Annotated in this window: 13 protein-coding genes; 7 read left to right on the top strand and 6 right to left on the bottom strand. The window is 65.9% G+C overall.

Features of this window, described 5'->3' with window-relative positions; translation table 11 throughout:
* Window positions 1-88: 88 nt before the first annotated feature.
* A complete protein-coding gene (locus H9K76_RS02190) occupies window positions 89-2,224 on the top strand; it encodes a molybdopterin-containing oxidoreductase family protein (RefSeq protein WP_187597968.1) in 2,136 nt (711 codons plus the stop codon).
* On the opposite strand, the gene H9K76_RS02185 is transcribed toward H9K76_RS02190, so the two are convergent.
* From H9K76_RS02185 to H9K76_RS02175, 3 genes are all read right to left on the bottom strand, one after another.
* Complete coding sequence (locus H9K76_RS02185; protein WP_187597967.1) at window positions 2,196-3,179, bottom strand: Bug family tripartite tricarboxylate transporter substrate binding protein; 984 nt, start codon at window positions 3,177-3,179, stop codon at window positions 2,196-2,198. The genes H9K76_RS02190 and H9K76_RS02185 overlap by 29 nt on opposite strands.
* 103 nt (window positions 3,180-3,282) lie before the next feature.
* Window positions 3,283-4,359: a TraB/GumN family protein gene (locus H9K76_RS02180; RefSeq protein WP_187597966.1), complete on the bottom strand. Its 1,077-nt coding sequence runs from the start codon at window positions 4,357-4,359 to the stop codon at window positions 3,283-3,285.
* Between the two features lie 64 nt (window positions 4,360-4,423).
* On the bottom strand, window positions 4,424-5,413 hold the full coding sequence (locus H9K76_RS02175) for a fumarylacetoacetate hydrolase family protein (RefSeq protein ID WP_187597965.1): 990 nt from the start codon (window positions 5,411-5,413) through the stop codon (window positions 4,424-4,426).
* 100 nt (window positions 5,414-5,513) lie between these two features.
* On the opposite strand from H9K76_RS02175, the gene H9K76_RS02170 reads away from it, so the two are divergent.
* The 4 genes from H9K76_RS02170 to H9K76_RS02155 all read left to right on the top strand — a co-directional run bounded on the left by H9K76_RS02170 (window position 5,514) and on the right by H9K76_RS02155 (window position 8,696).
* Window positions 5,514-6,335, top strand: a complete 822-nt coding sequence (locus H9K76_RS02170) for an IclR family transcriptional regulator (RefSeq protein WP_187600413.1) — start codon at window positions 5,514-5,516, stop codon at window positions 6,333-6,335.
* Between the two features lie 28 nt (window positions 6,336-6,363).
* A complete protein-coding gene (locus H9K76_RS02165; RefSeq protein WP_187597964.1) occupies window positions 6,364-7,545 on the top strand; it encodes a DUF3108 domain-containing protein in 1,182 nt (393 codons plus the stop codon).
* Between the two features lie 174 nt (window positions 7,546-7,719).
* On the top strand, window positions 7,720-7,977 hold the full coding sequence (locus tag H9K76_RS02160) for a BTH_I0359 family protein (RefSeq protein ID WP_187597963.1): 258 nt from the start codon (window positions 7,720-7,722) through the stop codon (window positions 7,975-7,977).
* 425 nt (window positions 7,978-8,402) lie between these two features.
* A complete protein-coding gene (locus H9K76_RS02155) occupies window positions 8,403-8,696 on the top strand; it encodes a BTH_I0359 family protein (protein ID WP_187597962.1) in 294 nt (97 codons plus the stop codon).
* Between the two features lie 146 nt (window positions 8,697-8,842).
* Here the strand turns inward: H9K76_RS02155 and H9K76_RS02150 are convergent, their stop codons facing one another.
* Window positions 8,843-9,433 carry a helix-turn-helix domain-containing protein gene (locus tag H9K76_RS02150; protein WP_246475251.1) on the bottom strand — a complete coding sequence of 197 codons (591 nt, stop codon included), beginning with the start codon at window positions 9,431-9,433 and terminating at the stop codon, window positions 8,843-8,845.
* 128 nt (window positions 9,434-9,561) lie between these two features.
* On the opposite strand from H9K76_RS02150, the gene H9K76_RS02145 reads away from it, so the two are divergent.
* Window positions 9,562-10,539 (top strand): Bug family tripartite tricarboxylate transporter substrate binding protein, encoded by a 978-nt coding sequence (locus tag H9K76_RS02145; protein WP_187597960.1) that lies wholly within the window; start codon window positions 9,562-9,564, stop codon window positions 10,537-10,539.
* A 74-nt stretch (window positions 10,540-10,613) separates the two neighbouring features.
* The gene (locus H9K76_RS02140; protein WP_187597959.1) at window positions 10,614-11,492 is read left to right on the top strand and encodes a TauD/TfdA dioxygenase family protein; all 879 of its coding nucleotides are present in this window, start codon (window positions 10,614-10,616) and stop codon (window positions 11,490-11,492) included.
* A gap of 19 nt (window positions 11,493-11,511) precedes the next feature.
* On the opposite strand, the gene H9K76_RS02135 is transcribed toward H9K76_RS02140, so the two are convergent.
* Complete coding sequence (locus H9K76_RS02135) at window positions 11,512-12,057, bottom strand: hemerythrin domain-containing protein (RefSeq protein ID WP_187597958.1); 546 nt, start codon at window positions 12,055-12,057, stop codon at window positions 11,512-11,514.
* Window positions 12,058-12,137: 80 nt separating this feature from the next.
* The gene (locus H9K76_RS02130) at window positions 12,138-14,600 is read right to left on the bottom strand and encodes an adenosylcobalamin-dependent ribonucleoside-diphosphate reductase (protein ID WP_187597957.1); all 2,463 of its coding nucleotides are present in this window, start codon (window positions 14,598-14,600) and stop codon (window positions 12,138-12,140) included.
* Window positions 14,601-14,662 lie beyond the last annotated feature (62 nt).

Raw genomic sequence — 14,662 nt, 5'->3', positions numbered from 1 at the left:
GCCGAAAACGCGCTAGAGTGCGCCTTCTTACCCCTCCTGCTTGCGCAGGAAAGAAGAAACCCCCACGCACATTGTGACGAGCCAGAACATGCAGTCCTCGAACGCCGCCGTCCGCACCGTCAAGGGTGCCTGCCCCCATGATTGCCCCGACACCTGCTCGCTGGTGACCACCGTCGTCGACGGCGTGGCCACGCGCGTGAACGGCAATCCCGACCATGTCTTCACAGGAGGCGTGCTGTGCGCCAAGGTGAGCAAGTACACCGAGCGCACCTACCACGCGGAGCGCGTGCTGCAGCCGCTCAGGCGCGTGGGGCCCAAGGTGCCCGGCGAGCGCGGCCGCTTCGTCCCCGTGCCATGGGACGAGGCGCTGGCCGACATCGCGCAGCGCCTGCACCGCGTCGCCGCAAGCCACCCCGAATCCGTGCTGCCCTACAGCTACGCGGGCACCATGGGCATGGTGCAGGGCGAGAGCATGGACCGCCGGTTCTTCCACCAGTTGGGGGCGTCACTGCTGGACCGCACCATCTGCTCCACGGCCGGAGGGGAAGCATTGCTGCACACCTATGGCGCAAAGATCGGCATGCGCGTCGAGCACTACGCCGAAAGCCGCCTCATCCTGATCTGGGGCAGCAACAGCATCGGCAGCAACCTGCATTTCTGGCGCATCGCGCAAGATGCCAAGCGCAATGGCGCGCGCCTGGTGTGCATCGACCCACGCAAGACCGAGACCGCCGACAAGTGCCACGAGCACCTGCAGCTGCTGCCGGGCACCGATGCGGCGCTGGCACTCGCGCTGATGCACGAGCTCATCGTCAACGACTGGCTCGACCACGACTACATCGCCCGGCACACGCTGGGCTGGGAAGCGCTGAAGGAACGCGCCCTGCAGTGGCCGCCACGGCGCGCAGCCGAAGTGTGCGGCCTGCCCGAGGAGCAGATCCGCCAACTGGCGCGCGACTATGGCACCACGCCCCAGGCTGCGATCCGCGTGAACTACGGCGTCCAGCGCGCGCGAGGCGGCGGCAACGCCGTGCGCGCCATCGCCTGCCTGCCGGCACTGGTGGGCGCGTGGCGCCATCGGTCCGGCGGCCTGCTGCTGTCGTCCTCGGGCGCCTATCCGTTCCGGCGGCAGGCGCTGCAGCGCCCCGACCTGTTGGGAGAGCGGCGCCCGCGCACCATCAACATGAGCGCCATCGGCGACGCGCTGCTGCATGCGGGCGATGCGCAGTTCGGCCCACAGGTGAAGGCCGTCGTGGTCTACAACAGCAACCCGGTGGCGGTGGCGCCTGAATCGGCCAAGGTCGCCAGGGGGTTCGCGCGCGAGGACCTGTTCACCGTCGTGCTCGAACATTTCATGACCGACACGGCCGATCTCGCGGACTATGTCCTTCCCGCCACCACCCAGCTCGAGCACTGGGATATCCATGGCAGCTACGGCCACACCGACGTTCTGCTCAATCGCCCCGCCATCCCCCCCGAGGGCCAGGCACGCAGCAACGCGCAGATCTTCCGCGATCTCGCCGCGCACATGGCGGCGCTCGACCCCAGGTTCTCCGCGCCGTGTTTCCGCGACAGCGATGAAGAGCTGTGCCGCGCGGCCATCGCCGATACCGGCGTTGATTTCGACATGCTGCTGTCCCAGGGGTTCGCCAGCCTGCAGTTGCCCGAGGCACCGTTCGCCGAAGGCCGCTTCCCCACCCCTTCGGGCAAGTGCGAATTCATCAGTGCCTCACTTGGCAAGCTGGGGGTCGACCCGCTTCCCGACTACATCCCCAACTACGAGACGCCGGGCAGCGATGCGCGCTATCCGCTGGCGATGATCTCGCCGCCCGCGCGCAACTTCCTGAATTCCACCTTCGTGAACGTGAAAAGCCTGCGCAACAACGAGGGCGCGCCGCTCGTGGAGATGCACCCCGACGACGCGGCCGAACGCCGCATCGCGGACGGCGACACGGTGCGCGTGCACAACACCCGCGGGGAACACGTCTGCCAGGCCCGCATCAACGGCCGCGCACGCAAGGGCGTGGTCGTGGGACTGGGCGTGTGGTGGCGCAAGGATGGCGAGAACGGCACGAACGTGAACGAACTCACCCACCAGCGACTGACGGACATCGGGCGCGGCCCGTGCTTCTATGACTGCGTGGTGGACGTGGAGCGGCATGCCGCTCCAGCGCGCACCGACGCTCCGGCCTTCATCAATCCAGCTTCACACCCGTCGCCTTGATGATCGGACCCCAGCGCCGGGCCTCGGCCCGTGCCATTGCCCTGAATTGCTCGGGCGTGCCGGCCAGCGACTCCATGCCGTAGTCCTGCATGCGCTTGACCACCTCGGGCGAGGCCAGCGCCTTGTTGAGCTCGGTGTTGAGGCGCTTCGTGATGTCGGCAGGCAACCCGGCCGGCGCCAGCATCCCCTGGAAGGCGTAGACCTCGGTGTCCTGGATGCCGACCTCGGCGAGCGTCGGCACGTCGGGCAGCAGCGGCGCACGCTTGGCCGAGCCGATCGCGAGCGCCTTGACCTTGCCCGACTGGATCACCGACAGCCCGGCGGCCAGGTCGAGGAACATGCACGGCACCTGCCCGCCCATCACGTCCTGCAGCGCCGGCGCCGCGCCGCGATAGGGAATGTGCGTGAGGAAGGTCTTCGTGCGGTACTTGAACATCTCCATCGCCAGATGATGCGGCGAGCCGTTGCCGGGCGAGGCGTAGTTCACCTTGCCGGGATTGGCGCGCACATAGGCCATGAAATCCTTGAACGTCCGGCCCTCGGCAAAGCCCGGATGGACCACGAGCACCAGCGGAAAGCGCGTCAAACCGCCTACGTAGGTGAAGTCCTTTTCGGGATGGAACGGCAGCTTGGTGAACAGGTACTCGTTGTAGGCCAGTACCGCGTTGTCGGCGGAGAGCACCGTATAGCCATCGGGCTTGGACGTGGCCACGATCTGCGCACCGATGTTGGTGGAGGCCCCCGGCCGGTTGTCCACGATGATCTGCGCACCGAGTCCGCCCCGCATGGCCTCGGCCACCGCGCGCGCCAGCACGTCGGTGCCGCCGCCCGCGGGATACGGCACGACCCAGCGGATCGGCTGGTGCGGATAGTTGCCGGACTGTGCGAGCGCCCAGGGTGCGGCGGCGGCCCCGGTGAGGGCGGCGGCGTGTTGGAGCAGGCTTCTGCGTTTCATGTCATGTCTCCTGATGTGCAGTGAGTGAGGGGGTTGTAGTGGTTGTGTTGTGAGGGTGCATTGGTCATGCGGCTGTCATGCGGTGCCTGCCCCATCCCGTCTCTCAATGGGATGCAGGCATGCCGGAGGGATCGTTGCCCGGAAATTCCACGCGCGTGACGTGGAAGCCCTGCTGCTCCAGAAGTTTCGGCAAGGCATCGCGACCGGCCATGTGCAGCGCACCGACGGCGACGAACAGGTTGCGGCCGGAAGCGATCTCCCGGCCGATGGCGCGCGCCATGCCTGGATTACGGCCGACCACCATGCGCTCGTACTCCCGCTTCTCGGCGGCATCCGTCAGGCACCGGCACCATGTGGGATAGCTCTCGAGCAGGTTCATGCGCCCGTCCGCCCAGGCATGGGCCAGCAGGGACAGGGTCGTGCCCGCATCTTCGCGCTCGAGCTGGGCCAGCCCCGTGCGCACGGTTTCCTCCACCTGCTTCGGGTCGTCGGAGATCATCTGGCGAATCTGTGTCTGCACCGACTCCAGGCCGATCACGGGCTTGCGCATGCCCGTGGCCACGCCGCCCAGCGTGAGGTCGATGCCATAGGACGGGTCGAGCCCTTCGCGGCGCGCAATCAGCGTGGCAAGCGAGACGACCTGCGCATCGGGACGCAGGGCATCGATCTGCGTGCCCACGCATTCCCGCTCCTTCAAGGCCTGAAGCCGCTCCTGCAGCGGCTGCGGCAACGGCTTCGCGCCGGGCTGGGTGCGCATGGCGGAGAGCAGTTGCTCCATGACGGCAGGATCAAGCAAATTGAGTTCGAGGGCCAGCGCATCCGCGGAGCGCAGCGCATCCATCACCAAGGGACCCGGCACCATCCAGGCCTGCTCTGCGACGTGAATCGTGCCGTAGAGCCAGCTCGTGCGCCCATCCTTCTCCAGGCGCCAGAGCACGCCGCGATCACGCGCATTCCGCATCAGCGACTGCAACGTGGCCTGGTCGGGCATCTGCGCCGCCGGCGGACAGCCCGCGCCCTCCGCACGCGCTGCGCCCGGCACGATCACCAGGGAGAGCCCTGCCGAGAGCAGCGCGGGAACCACCGCCTGCCGTGCGGCGCGCGCCCAGCGGCGCAATCGCCCAGGGCCATACGCCGGGGCCGGCCGGTCACATCCCTGCAACGCTTTTCCCAAGACCATGAGCGGGCCTCCTGCGGCGCACTTTACGCGAAGCGGACCACAACGAAGAAGCAAACGAAAGGCATCAGGCCGCGTTCGGATCGGCAATGGCCTGCTCGATCGCACCGAACAGGCTCTGGCCGGCCTTGTTCTTCATCTCGATACGGATGGTGTCGCCGAACTTCATGAATTCGGTCTTGGGCTGGCCGTCCTGGATGGTCTCGATGCAGCGCTTTTCCGCGATGCAGGAATAGCCCTTGGACCAGTCCTTGTTGCTCACCGTGCCGCTGCCCACGATGCTGCCCGCGCGCACGTTGCGCGTCTTGCAGATATGCGCAATGAGCTGCCCGAAGTGGAAGGTCATTTCCGGTCCGGCATCGCACATGCCGACGCGGCGGCCGTTCCATGTGGAGGTGAGCGTGAGGTTCACGCGGCCCTTGTCCCAGGCATCGCCAAGCTCGTCGAGCGTGACCGCGACGGGGCTGAACGCCGTGGCCGGCTTGCTCTGGAAGAAGCCGAAGCCCTTGGCCAGTTCCGCGGGGATCAGGTTGCGCAGGCTCACGTCGTTGGCAAGCATCACCAGGCGGACCCCGTCCAGCGCCTGCTCGGGCGATGCGCCCATCTTCACATCGCCTGTGATCACGGCGATCTCTGCCTCGAAGTCGATGCCCATGGCCTCGCTCGGCACCACCACGTCATCGCACGGCCCCAGGAAGTCGTCGCTGCCGCCCTGGTACATCAGCGGGTCGATATAGAAGCTCTCGGGCACTTCGGCATTGCGCGCCTTGCGCACCAGTTCCACGTGGTTGATGTAGGCCGAGCCGTCAGCCCACTGGTAGGCGCGCGGCAGGGGCGCCATGCATTGCGCCGGGTCGAACGGAAAGGGATGCCGGCCGCGGCCGGCATTGAGCTGGTCGTACAGGTCCTGCAACTGGGGCGAGAGGAAATTCCAGTCGTCCAGCACCTGCTGCAGGCGGTCGGCGATGCCGGTCGCATAATGGGCTGTGCTCAGGTCACGCGAGACCACGACGAGCTGGCCGTCGCGCGAGCCGTCTTTGTAGGTGGCAAGTTTCATGGCGGGAATCTCCTGGATCACGACGCTTCATGCCCAGCATGAATTACGATTCGTGAAATTGATTTAACAAAAAAGAATTTCAAAATTCTAGTGCATGCAGATGGAAACAGAACGCGCAGGCATCCAATCCGTGGAAGTGGGCTTTGCCTTGCTCGAAGCCCTCACGCACGCTCGCGGCCCGCTGATGCTCAAGGATCTGGCCGCTGCGGCCGGCATGAGTGCGGCCAAGGCGCACCGTTATCTCGTGAGTTTCCAGCGCCTGCAGCTGGTGGTGCAGGATAGCCGCAGCAGCCGCTATGACCTGGGGCCTGCCGCGCTCAAGCTGGGCCTGGCCTCGCTCTCGCGCATCGATGCCGTGCGCCTTGCGCGCGAGCGCGTGCCGCAGATCATGGAGCAGCTTGGCCACACGGTGGCTCTGGCCGTGTGGGGCAACCGTGGCCCCACCATCGTGCATTGGGAGGAGTCCCCCATGGCCGTCACCGCCAACCTGCGGCTCGGCGACGTGATGCCGCTGCTGTCCTCGGCCACCGGGCGCTGTTTCGGCGCCTGGCTGCCCCGCGCGAAAACCGAAGCCCTGATCGCAGAGGAGCTTGACCGTGCGAAGACCCAGCGGCACGCAGGGCTTCCGGGTTCGACGGCCGAGGTGGAGGCGCTGTACGACGAGGTGCGCCGGCATGGCTGCGCGAGGGTCGCCGATACGCTGCTGCCCGGCATCCATGCGTTCTGCGCCCCGGTGTTCGACTCCAACGGGCACCTGGTGATGGGCATTACCACGCTGGGCTCCTCGGCCACGTTCGATTCCGAATGGGAGGGCGCCATCCACGCCCCGCTGCGCGCGGCCGCCGAGCGGCTGTCGGGCGAGCTGGGCTGGCGCGATCCCCTGCCGCAAGATCGCGCCCCGGCGCGGGACTCCGCCGACTGAACCAGGCCCGGCCCAGCCCATCCAAGTCATGCCCCGCCGCGCCCTTCTGCTGATCGCCCTGGTCGTCCTGGCCCTGCATTGGCTGGTGCTCGGCGGCATGCCGCTGGGTGGAACCGACGAAGACACCGCACAGCGCGCGGCATTCCATACCCGCATGATCGTGCCCCCTCCGCCGGAGCCGGCCACCGAAGAGCCTGCTGCAACGCCTCCTACAACGCCTGCTACTCCCGCACCACAGCCGACACCGCCCAAGCTCAAGCCCAAGCCACGCCCCAAGCCCGCACCTCAGCCGCCCGCAGCCCCGCCAACGGCCCCCGAGCCCCCTGCCGATGCGGGTGCAGCATCCCCGGACTCCCCGACCACAGAGTCGTCCGACACCCTCGGGCCCGACACGTCATCGACCGGCGACGCTCTGGCGGCCATCCCCTCCGCACCCGATGTCCCCGCTTCGGCCGCGAGCGCCCCGGCCCCGCAGGCTTCGGCCCCAGCTGAACGAAGCCCCGAGGATGAACTGAGCGCCGGTGTCGACATCACACCGCCGGGTGCTGCAGGCGCCAGAAGCGACGCCAGCACCGAGCCTCCGCCGATACAGTTGCCTGCGTCCACCACGCTCAAATATGCCGTGGAGGGCGAGGTCAAGAAGATGCGCTACAACGTGAACGGCGAGCTTTCGTGGAGGAACGAAGGCGGCACCTACGAGGCGCGCCAGGAGGTGAGCGCCTTCCTGCTGGGCACGCGCAGCCAGACCAGCACCGGCAGGATCACGCCGCAGGGCCTGGTGCCGACCCGCTTTGGCGACAAGGGCAAGCGCGAAGTAGCCGCGCACCTGGATTTCGACAGCAAGATCGTCACCTTCAGCGCCAATACCACCCGCACACCCATAGGCCAGGGCACCCAGGATCGCGTGAGCGTGCTCATTCAGATCGGCGCCATGATCGCCGCGGCCCCCGACCGCTATCCCCAGGGAACGCAGATCGCCCTCACGACCGTGGGGCCCCGCAATGCGGATCGCTGGATCTTCACCGTCGGGGAGACCCGCACGCTGGACCTGCCCGCCGGCCCCACGCCCGCCATCCGCCTGCAGAAGCAGCCCAGGCACGAGCGTGACCTGCAGGCGGACCTGTGGCTGGGCATCGAGCAGCACTACCTGCCCGTGCGCCTGCGCATCACCCAGTCCAATGGGGACTACGCCGAGCTGTCACTGAAATAGCAATAAAAAGCCCGAAAACAGGTCGGCCGCGGATCGAATTCACCATCTGCCAGCATGGTTCACAGTAGTTCACCAGTTCGCATGCCCCGCCGATGTCGATTCTGAATACCATGTGCCCGAAGGACGACTCCATGCCATAGCGCGTCGCCCCTGGTTATTCGGGAGGTTTTTCGAATGCACAGGCTCTACGATTCCAATTGCTTCGCCGTGACGGAAATGAATGGCGGCGAGAGCATCCATGCTTGCGCGGGATTTGAAATTCTCGACAAGCGTTCAGGCAAGGAGGTATTCCTGAATGGCCCCTGGGCCCAGGTCTTCCAGCAGCATGTAGCCCTTTGGAAGTACAGCATGCCGAGCCCCGACGAAGTGGATGGCACGCTGGACAGCTACACCACACTGGTGTCACCCCATGCTGCGCTCGTGCTGCATTGATCCAATCAAGGCCTTGCCTCATGGCCTTGACGTGGCCGTGGGAATATTCCGGCCACAACCGTTTTTCACGCGAGTTCCCGTTGATTCCCGCGTTGAATCGGGCCCCAAAGAGGTCCATCAACGCGGTTTCTTTTCCTGCACACTCGAAACGAAAATCCCGAACAGGAAATCGGCAGGGAAAATCACGCAATGGCAGCAACATGCCCAATCCATGAATATCGCAGAAATTTCCGCGACTGAAATGGAAATAATGTTTTTTTGTCTGATCCATGCAATTCCCCATGGACGGCGTCAATCCGTGGAATACTGTTCTCCAGATGTCCGCACCCAGGACGGTGGCTGGAGGACGATGCGCAAAGCCGCATGTCCCTTGAAATCCGGTCCCGGGTCGCCATCTATCCCGCAGTGAAAGGAGGAACTTGACCATGCACATGCTCTACGACTCAGATTCTTTTGTTGTCGTCCACATGCAGCCTGACGCCGATCTCAGCGGTGAGGAGAAGTCTGCTGCCCAACCCACGGTTCCTCAACTGCCGCGCCATGGATTCGAGATCGTGGACAAGCGCTCCGGCAAGGAGGTCTACCTCGACGGTTCCTGGGCAGAGATGTTCCAGATGCAGATCCTCGAGTGGCAGCGCAACACGCCCACGCAGGAGGAAGTCGAAGACACGCTGGACGGCTACGTCGGCCTGGCCCAGAACCCGGTTCTGGTGCACTGACGCGCTCGTCCCGATTTCCCGACGCCCTCACCGGCGTGCCTGACTCCCTTCGGCGAGTCCCTCACGCTGTCCACCACGGCCGCACCCGCCAGCCCGATTGAATCGGTGGCAGTGCGGCTTTTTTTCGCCGCACCGCCTCGCCTCCTTCACACGGCAGCAAGTCCCAGGATCCTCCCGACCGAATCCGCCTTGTCCTGCAAGGCACGCACGGCCTCGAGTTCCTGCGCCTCGCTCTCCAGCACGGCGGCGGTGGTGGAGATGCCGATGGACAGCTGCCGGCCCAGCACACCGCGAACAGGCACCGCCAGCGAGACCTGCTGCGTCTCGGGATAGGCGCGGCGCGCATGCTCGCCGGGGCCCAGCGGAAGGGCATCGGCCAGCGCACTGCCGGGCGGCAGGATGCTGCCGACCCGCAGGTTCATCACCACGAGGCGGCGGCGCTCCGCGGCAGTCATGGTCCTGCCGATGATGATCACACCTTCGGGGTGCGCCTCGCCCAGGTTCGAGGTGCCTGAGTACGCATCGGCCAGGGCCTGCAGCTGCTCCTGCACGGCGTCGGCCACCCCGAGTCCCTCCATGGCGGCAAAGCCCAACTCCAGCATGCGCGTGGTCAAGCGCCAGTGGCCGCCGGCATCGCGCGCCACGTAGCCCTCCTCCTCCAGCGTCAGCAGGAAACGCAGCACCGTGGGATGCGGCAACTCCACCGCACGGGACAGCTCCGCAAGCGTCGGGCTCACATTAACCCTGAAGGCGCGAAGGATTGCGAGACATCTCTGTATCGATCGATTATTCTGCATATGTTCACACAACAAACAATACGTTCATCTAGTGAACATACCGTGAATTCACAACGGAGACAAGCCCTATGAAACTCGCCCCTCTCGTCCTGGCTGCTTCGGCCGTCGTGGCATCCGCCATCGCACCGACGATCGCGCATGCAGACAGCCACTGGCCGTCGCGCCCCATCAAGTGGATTGTTCCCTATCCGCCCGGTGGCTCCACCGACATGCTGGCGCGCCTGGTCGGACAAAAGCTCGGCGAGCGGCTCGGCCAGCCCGTGCTGGTGGAGAACAAGCCCGGCGCGGGCGGCAACCTGGGCACGGATTTCGTCGCCAAGCAGCCGGGTGATGGCTACACCATCCTCATGGGCAATATCGGGCCGATCTCGATCAATCCTTCGCTCTACGGCAGCCTGCCCTACAGCCCGCTGCGCGACCTCTCGCCGGTGACGCTGCTCATGGAAGTGCCGAACCTGCTCGTGGTGAACAACGACCTTCCGGTGCACACGGTCAAGGAACTGACGGCGCTTGCGCAATCCAAGGGGCCGCTGAGCTATGCCACGCCCGGCGCGGGAACCTCGCTGCACCTCGCGGGCGAGCTGTATGCCAGCTCGGCGAAGATCAAGCTCACCCATGTTCCCTACAAGGGCAGCGCTCCGGGGCTGTCGGACACCATGGGCGGCCATGTGCCGATGATGTTCGACAACATGCCCTCCGCGCTGCCCATGGTGAAGGCCGGCAAGCTGCGCGCGCTGGCCATCACCAGCAGCAAACGGTCTCCGCAATTGCCCGACGTACCAACGATGGAGGAAGCAGGCGTTCCGAACTATGCGATCACCGGCTGGTTCGGCGTGCTCGTACCGGCATCCACGCCGCAGCCCATCGTGCAGCGTCTGAGCAAGGAATTGGTGGACATCGCCAGGTCGCCTGACATGGAAAAGAAGATCGCCGAGATGGGCGGCATGGTGTCCGCCGACGGCCCTGCCCCATTCAGGAGCTTCATCCAGTCCGAGACCCGGAAGTGGGGCGCGCTGGTGCAGAGCGCCCAGATCTCGCTGCAGTAAGGCCTCCACGTCAATCACGCCAGCCACGCATCCGGCCTGCCACTCATTCAACCCATACCTACAGGAGACCCACCATGTCCGCACAAGCCACCGCTCTCGACATCCGCCCCATCGCCGGAGCGCTGGGCGCAGAAATCCACGGCATCGACCTGTCGCAGCCTTTGTCCGACGCCGATTTCGGGCAGATCGAGCAAGCGCTGCACGATCACCTCGTGATCTTCTTCCGCGACCAGCAGCTCACTCCCGAGCAACACAAGGCATTCAGCCAGCGATTCGGCCATCTGCTCGAAGTGCCCTTCGTTCGCGCGCTGGCCGGACACCCCGAGATCCTTCCCGTCATGAAGGGAAAGACCGAGAAGACCAAGCGCAATTTCGGCGGCCTCTGGCACAGCGACATGAGCTATTCGGAAATTCCGCCGCTGGGCTCCGCGCTCTACGCGCGCGTGATCCCGCCCTATGGGGGCGACACGATGTGGACCAACATGTATGCGGCCTATGAGGGCCTGTCCGACAAGCTCAAGGAAGTGCTGACCGGCCTGCGCGCCATCCACAGCCCCGTGCGCTCCTACGGCGCGGGCGGCGCGGTCGTCAACAATGGCGATCCGGCGCACAAGATGGAGGTGCGCACGGACGAGCGTGCGAGCGCCGAAGTCTCGCACCCCGTGGTGCGCGTGCACCCCGGCACCGGCCGCAAGGCGCTGTATGTGAACAGGACCTACACCGTGCGCTTCGAAGGCATGACCGAAGAGGAAAGCGCGCCGCTGCTCGACTTCCTCTACCAGGAGTCCGTGCGGCCCGAATACACCTGCCGCTTCCGCTGGCAGGCCGGGTCCCTGGCCCTCTGGGACAACCGCTGCACCCAGCATCTTGCGATGAACGACTACAACAATTTCGACCGCGAGTTGCACCGCACGACGATCTCCGGCAGCAAGCCGATCGCGGCGACGCTCTGAGCAGGGCCTCTGCCAACACTCACCCGCGCCGTGCGGCCATTTCCCGGCCCATCCGGGCCTGCTCAGTGGCATCGACCGCAGCGCGGGCCGCGGGGTAGACGCAGCGGTCCTCGTCAGCGAGATGCCGCCGGTAGCGGGCGATGAACTGCTCGAACGCGGCCTCATCGGCCTCAGAGAAGTGGCCGATGAAGTGATCCGCGAGCCCCAGCAAAGGCTCGCGCACCCGGAGCCAGGCGCGGGTCATTTCCCTATGGTCCCGCTCGAGGCGCCGGATGATCTCCATGAGAAGCGCATCGTCCGAGCGCCGTTGCCTCAGGTGCGGGAAGATGTGCAGTTCCTCATCCTGGTGGTGCAACGGGGCGGCAATGTCGAAGTACCGCAGCACGTCGCGTGCCGCCTGGCGAGCCATGTCGTCGCTCGCATGCGTGCGCAGGTACGCGCGCAGGTCATCCAGCAGCTTGAGCGAACGCAGCACGCGCTCGTGGCAGGCGTCGAGCATCTCGAAGGGCTGCTCGAACCCGACACCGGGCGAGCGCATGCCTGGAACGGGAATCCGTGTGTTCATGCGCGGTTCTCGAATGCGGCGGACGGCATGGGAGCGTATCGACGATCCCGGGGCCGCCGTTCGCTGTCAGCGGTCAACGGTCAGCCGCAGCTGCCCAGGGCGCCGCACTGGGTGCAGTAGTCGCATCCATCCTTGCGGATCACCGCATGCGCGCCGCACTCATGGCACTTCTTGCCGGCCATCGCGGGCGGGTTGCCGCCTGCGATCTCGGTATTGGCGGACGGCGTGGGCTCCTCGAGCGGCAGCACCTGTTGCTGCGGCGCGGCACGCAGCGCGAGGATGTTCTGCACCGCATAGGCGATGGCCGCCACCTCGGAGTCATGCCACATGGGCACGCGCGTGCCGTCGTCCTTCACGTGGAAGCCCAGCCGCACCGGGCCCCGATCCCACGCCACCTTGCGCATGTCGCTGAGCGCACGCTCCAGGAAGCCGCCACGCGCCGCAAGCGAGAGCAGGCGCATGCTGGAGGTGATCCATTGCTGCGACTCGCCGCTCTGGCCCACGGGCATGAAGAATTCGATCGCACGCTCGACCGTGCCGCCATGCCCATCGGGCACGGGCAGGAACGAGACGATGAGGTACAGCGCCTTGTGGCCTTCCTGCGTCCAGTATTCGAGCTTTTCGGCCACGGCCGACAGGACGCCCTTGGGTCGGCTTTCGATCACCGCGCGCATCGGATCGTAGGCCGGAACCTGCGGCAACTGCAGTGCAGGGGCTGCGGCGGCTGCAGGCTCTTCCTTCTTGGCCGGAGTGACTTCCAGCACCGCACCCAGAATGCTGTTGGGACGGTACGTGGCCAGGCCCTTGAGGCCCGAATGCCAGGCCTGCAGATACAGGTTCTTGAAGTCGTCGTACGGGTAATCTTCCGGCACGTTGACGGTCTTGGAGATCGCGGTGTCCACGAAGGGCTGCACGGCCTCCATCATCGCCACGTGGTCCGCGGCGGCCATGTCCATGGCGTTGACGAAATAGTCCGGCAGCTGGTTCACATCGCCGCCCAGCGTGCGGTACAGGCGCCACGCATAGTCCTCGACCACGTATTCGCTCTTGCTGCCGTCGGCCTCGCGCTTGCGGCGGGTGTAGGTCCACGAGAACGGAGGCTCGATGCCGTTGGAGGCGTTGTCAGCGAAGGCCAGGCTCACCGTGCCGGTCGGCGCGATCGACAGCAGGTGGCTGTTGCGGATGCCGTGCTTGCGGATCTGCTTCTTGATGTCCTCCGGCAGGCGGCTCACGAACGTGCCGTCCTTGAGGTAGCCGTCGGCCTTGAACTTCGGGAACGCGCCCTTCTCCTTGGCCAGCTCCACCGACGCCGTGTAGGCCGCGTTGCGCATGTGCTCGGCGATCTTCACCGCCATGTCGCGGCCTTCCTTGCGGTCATAGCGCAGCTTGAGCATGGCCAGCGTATTGCCCATGCCGGTGAAGCCCACGCCGATGCGGCGCTTGGCCGCCGACTCTGCGCGCTGTTGCTCGAGCGGCCAGAACGTCAGGTCGAGCACGTTGTCGAGCGCCCGCACCTGCGTGGCAACGGAAGCCTCGAATGCGTCGAAGTCGAATTGCGCCTCGCCGTGGATGCCGAAGGGGTTGCGCACGAAGCGCGTGAGGATGATCGGCCCCAGGTCGCAGCAGCCATAGGGCGGCAGCGGCTGCTCGCCGCAGGGATTGGTGGCCTGGATCGTCTCGACGTAGTGCAGGTTGTTGTCGGTGTTGATCTGGTCGAGGAACAGGATGCCCGGCTCGGCGAAGTCGTAGGCCGACTTCATGATCGTGTCCCACAGCGCGCGGGCGCGCAGCGTGCGGTAGACCCACTGACCATCGGAGCGCTGGTGCGCGCCCTCTTTCTTGAGCTCGGCACCCGGCTCGGCGGCGTGGATCAGCTCCCACTCGCCATCGGCCTCCACGGCATCCATGAAGCCGTCGGGCACGCCCACCGACACGTTGAAATTGTTCCAGCGCCCCGGGGTGCGCTTGGCGGTGATGAAGTCGAGCACATCGGGATGGTCGATGCGCAGCACGCCCATCTGCGCGCCGCGGCGCGCGCCCGCGCTCTCCACCGTGGAGCACGACTGGTCGAACACGTTGATGTAGCTGCAAGGGCCGGACGCCATCGACGCCGTGCCCTTGACCTGGGCACCGCGCGGGCGGATGCGCGAGAAATCGTAGCCCACGCCGCCGCCGCGGCGCATGGTTTCGGCTGCCTCGCGCAGCGCCTCGTAGATGCCGGGGTAGCCCGCGTCGTCCACGCCCTGGATGCAGTCGCCCACGGGCTGCACGAAGCAGTTGATCAGCGTGGCCTGGATGTCGGTGCCGGCCGCGCTCATGATGCGCCCCGCGCCGATCGCGCCCAGGCGCAGGTTGTCGAGGAAGCGCGCCTCGAGCGACTCGCGCAGGTCCTCGCGCTCCACCGACGCGAGCGCACGGGCCACGCGGCGATACAGCTCCTGCACATCCTTCTCATCGTTCTTGAAATACTTCTCGCGCAGGACGTCGAGACTGATGGGTTGCATGGGCAAGGTAGGGGCCAGATCAGCAGATTCGCGTTTCATGGACGTGTTCACTCCGGAGACTGTGAAGAGAGGGGGACAAAAAAAGAGCAGCGCGCGCCTAT

The organism is Diaphorobacter ruginosibacter (genome assembly GCF_014395975.1).
In the GTDB taxonomy this organism is placed as follows: Bacteria; Pseudomonadota; Gammaproteobacteria; order Burkholderiales; family Burkholderiaceae_C; genus Diaphorobacter_A; species Diaphorobacter_A ruginosibacter.
This window is presented reverse-complemented; position numbering and strand designations above follow the sequence as displayed.

What these genes read in the sequence shown, in the direction of transcription:
- H9K76_RS02190 (WP_187597968.1), top strand. Translation starts at nt 89, where the DNA reads ATGCAGTCCTCGAACGCCGCCGTCCGCACCGTCAAGGGTGCCTGCCCC.
- H9K76_RS02185 (WP_187597967.1), bottom strand. Translation starts at nt 3,179, where the DNA reads ATGAAACGCAGAAGCCTGCTCCAACACGCCGCCGCCCTCACCGGGGCC.
- H9K76_RS02180 (WP_187597966.1), bottom strand. Translation starts at nt 4,359, where the DNA reads ATGGTCTTGGGAAAAGCGTTGCAGGGATGTGACCGGCCGGCCCCGGCG.
- H9K76_RS02175 (WP_187597965.1), bottom strand. Translation starts at nt 5,413, where the DNA reads ATGAAACTTGCCACCTACAAAGACGGCTCGCGCGACGGCCAGCTCGTC.
- H9K76_RS02170 (WP_187600413.1), top strand. Translation starts at nt 5,514, where the DNA reads ATGGAAACAGAACGCGCAGGCATCCAATCCGTGGAAGTGGGCTTTGCC.
- H9K76_RS02165 (WP_187597964.1), top strand. Translation starts at nt 6,364, where the DNA reads ATGCCCCGCCGCGCCCTTCTGCTGATCGCCCTGGTCGTCCTGGCCCTG.
- H9K76_RS02160 (WP_187597963.1), top strand. Translation starts at nt 7,720, where the DNA reads ATGCACAGGCTCTACGATTCCAATTGCTTCGCCGTGACGGAAATGAAT.
- H9K76_RS02155 (WP_187597962.1), top strand. Translation starts at nt 8,403, where the DNA reads ATGCACATGCTCTACGACTCAGATTCTTTTGTTGTCGTCCACATGCAG.
- H9K76_RS02145 (WP_187597960.1), top strand. Translation starts at nt 9,562, where the DNA reads ATGAAACTCGCCCCTCTCGTCCTGGCTGCTTCGGCCGTCGTGGCATCC.
- H9K76_RS02140 (WP_187597959.1), top strand. Translation starts at nt 10,614, where the DNA reads ATGTCCGCACAAGCCACCGCTCTCGACATCCGCCCCATCGCCGGAGCG.
- H9K76_RS02135 (WP_187597958.1), bottom strand. Translation starts at nt 12,057, where the DNA reads ATGAACACACGGATTCCCGTTCCAGGCATGCGCTCGCCCGGTGTCGGG.
- H9K76_RS02130 (WP_187597957.1), bottom strand. Translation starts at nt 14,600, where the DNA reads ATGAAACGCGAATCTGCTGATCTGGCCCCTACCTTGCCCATGCAACCC.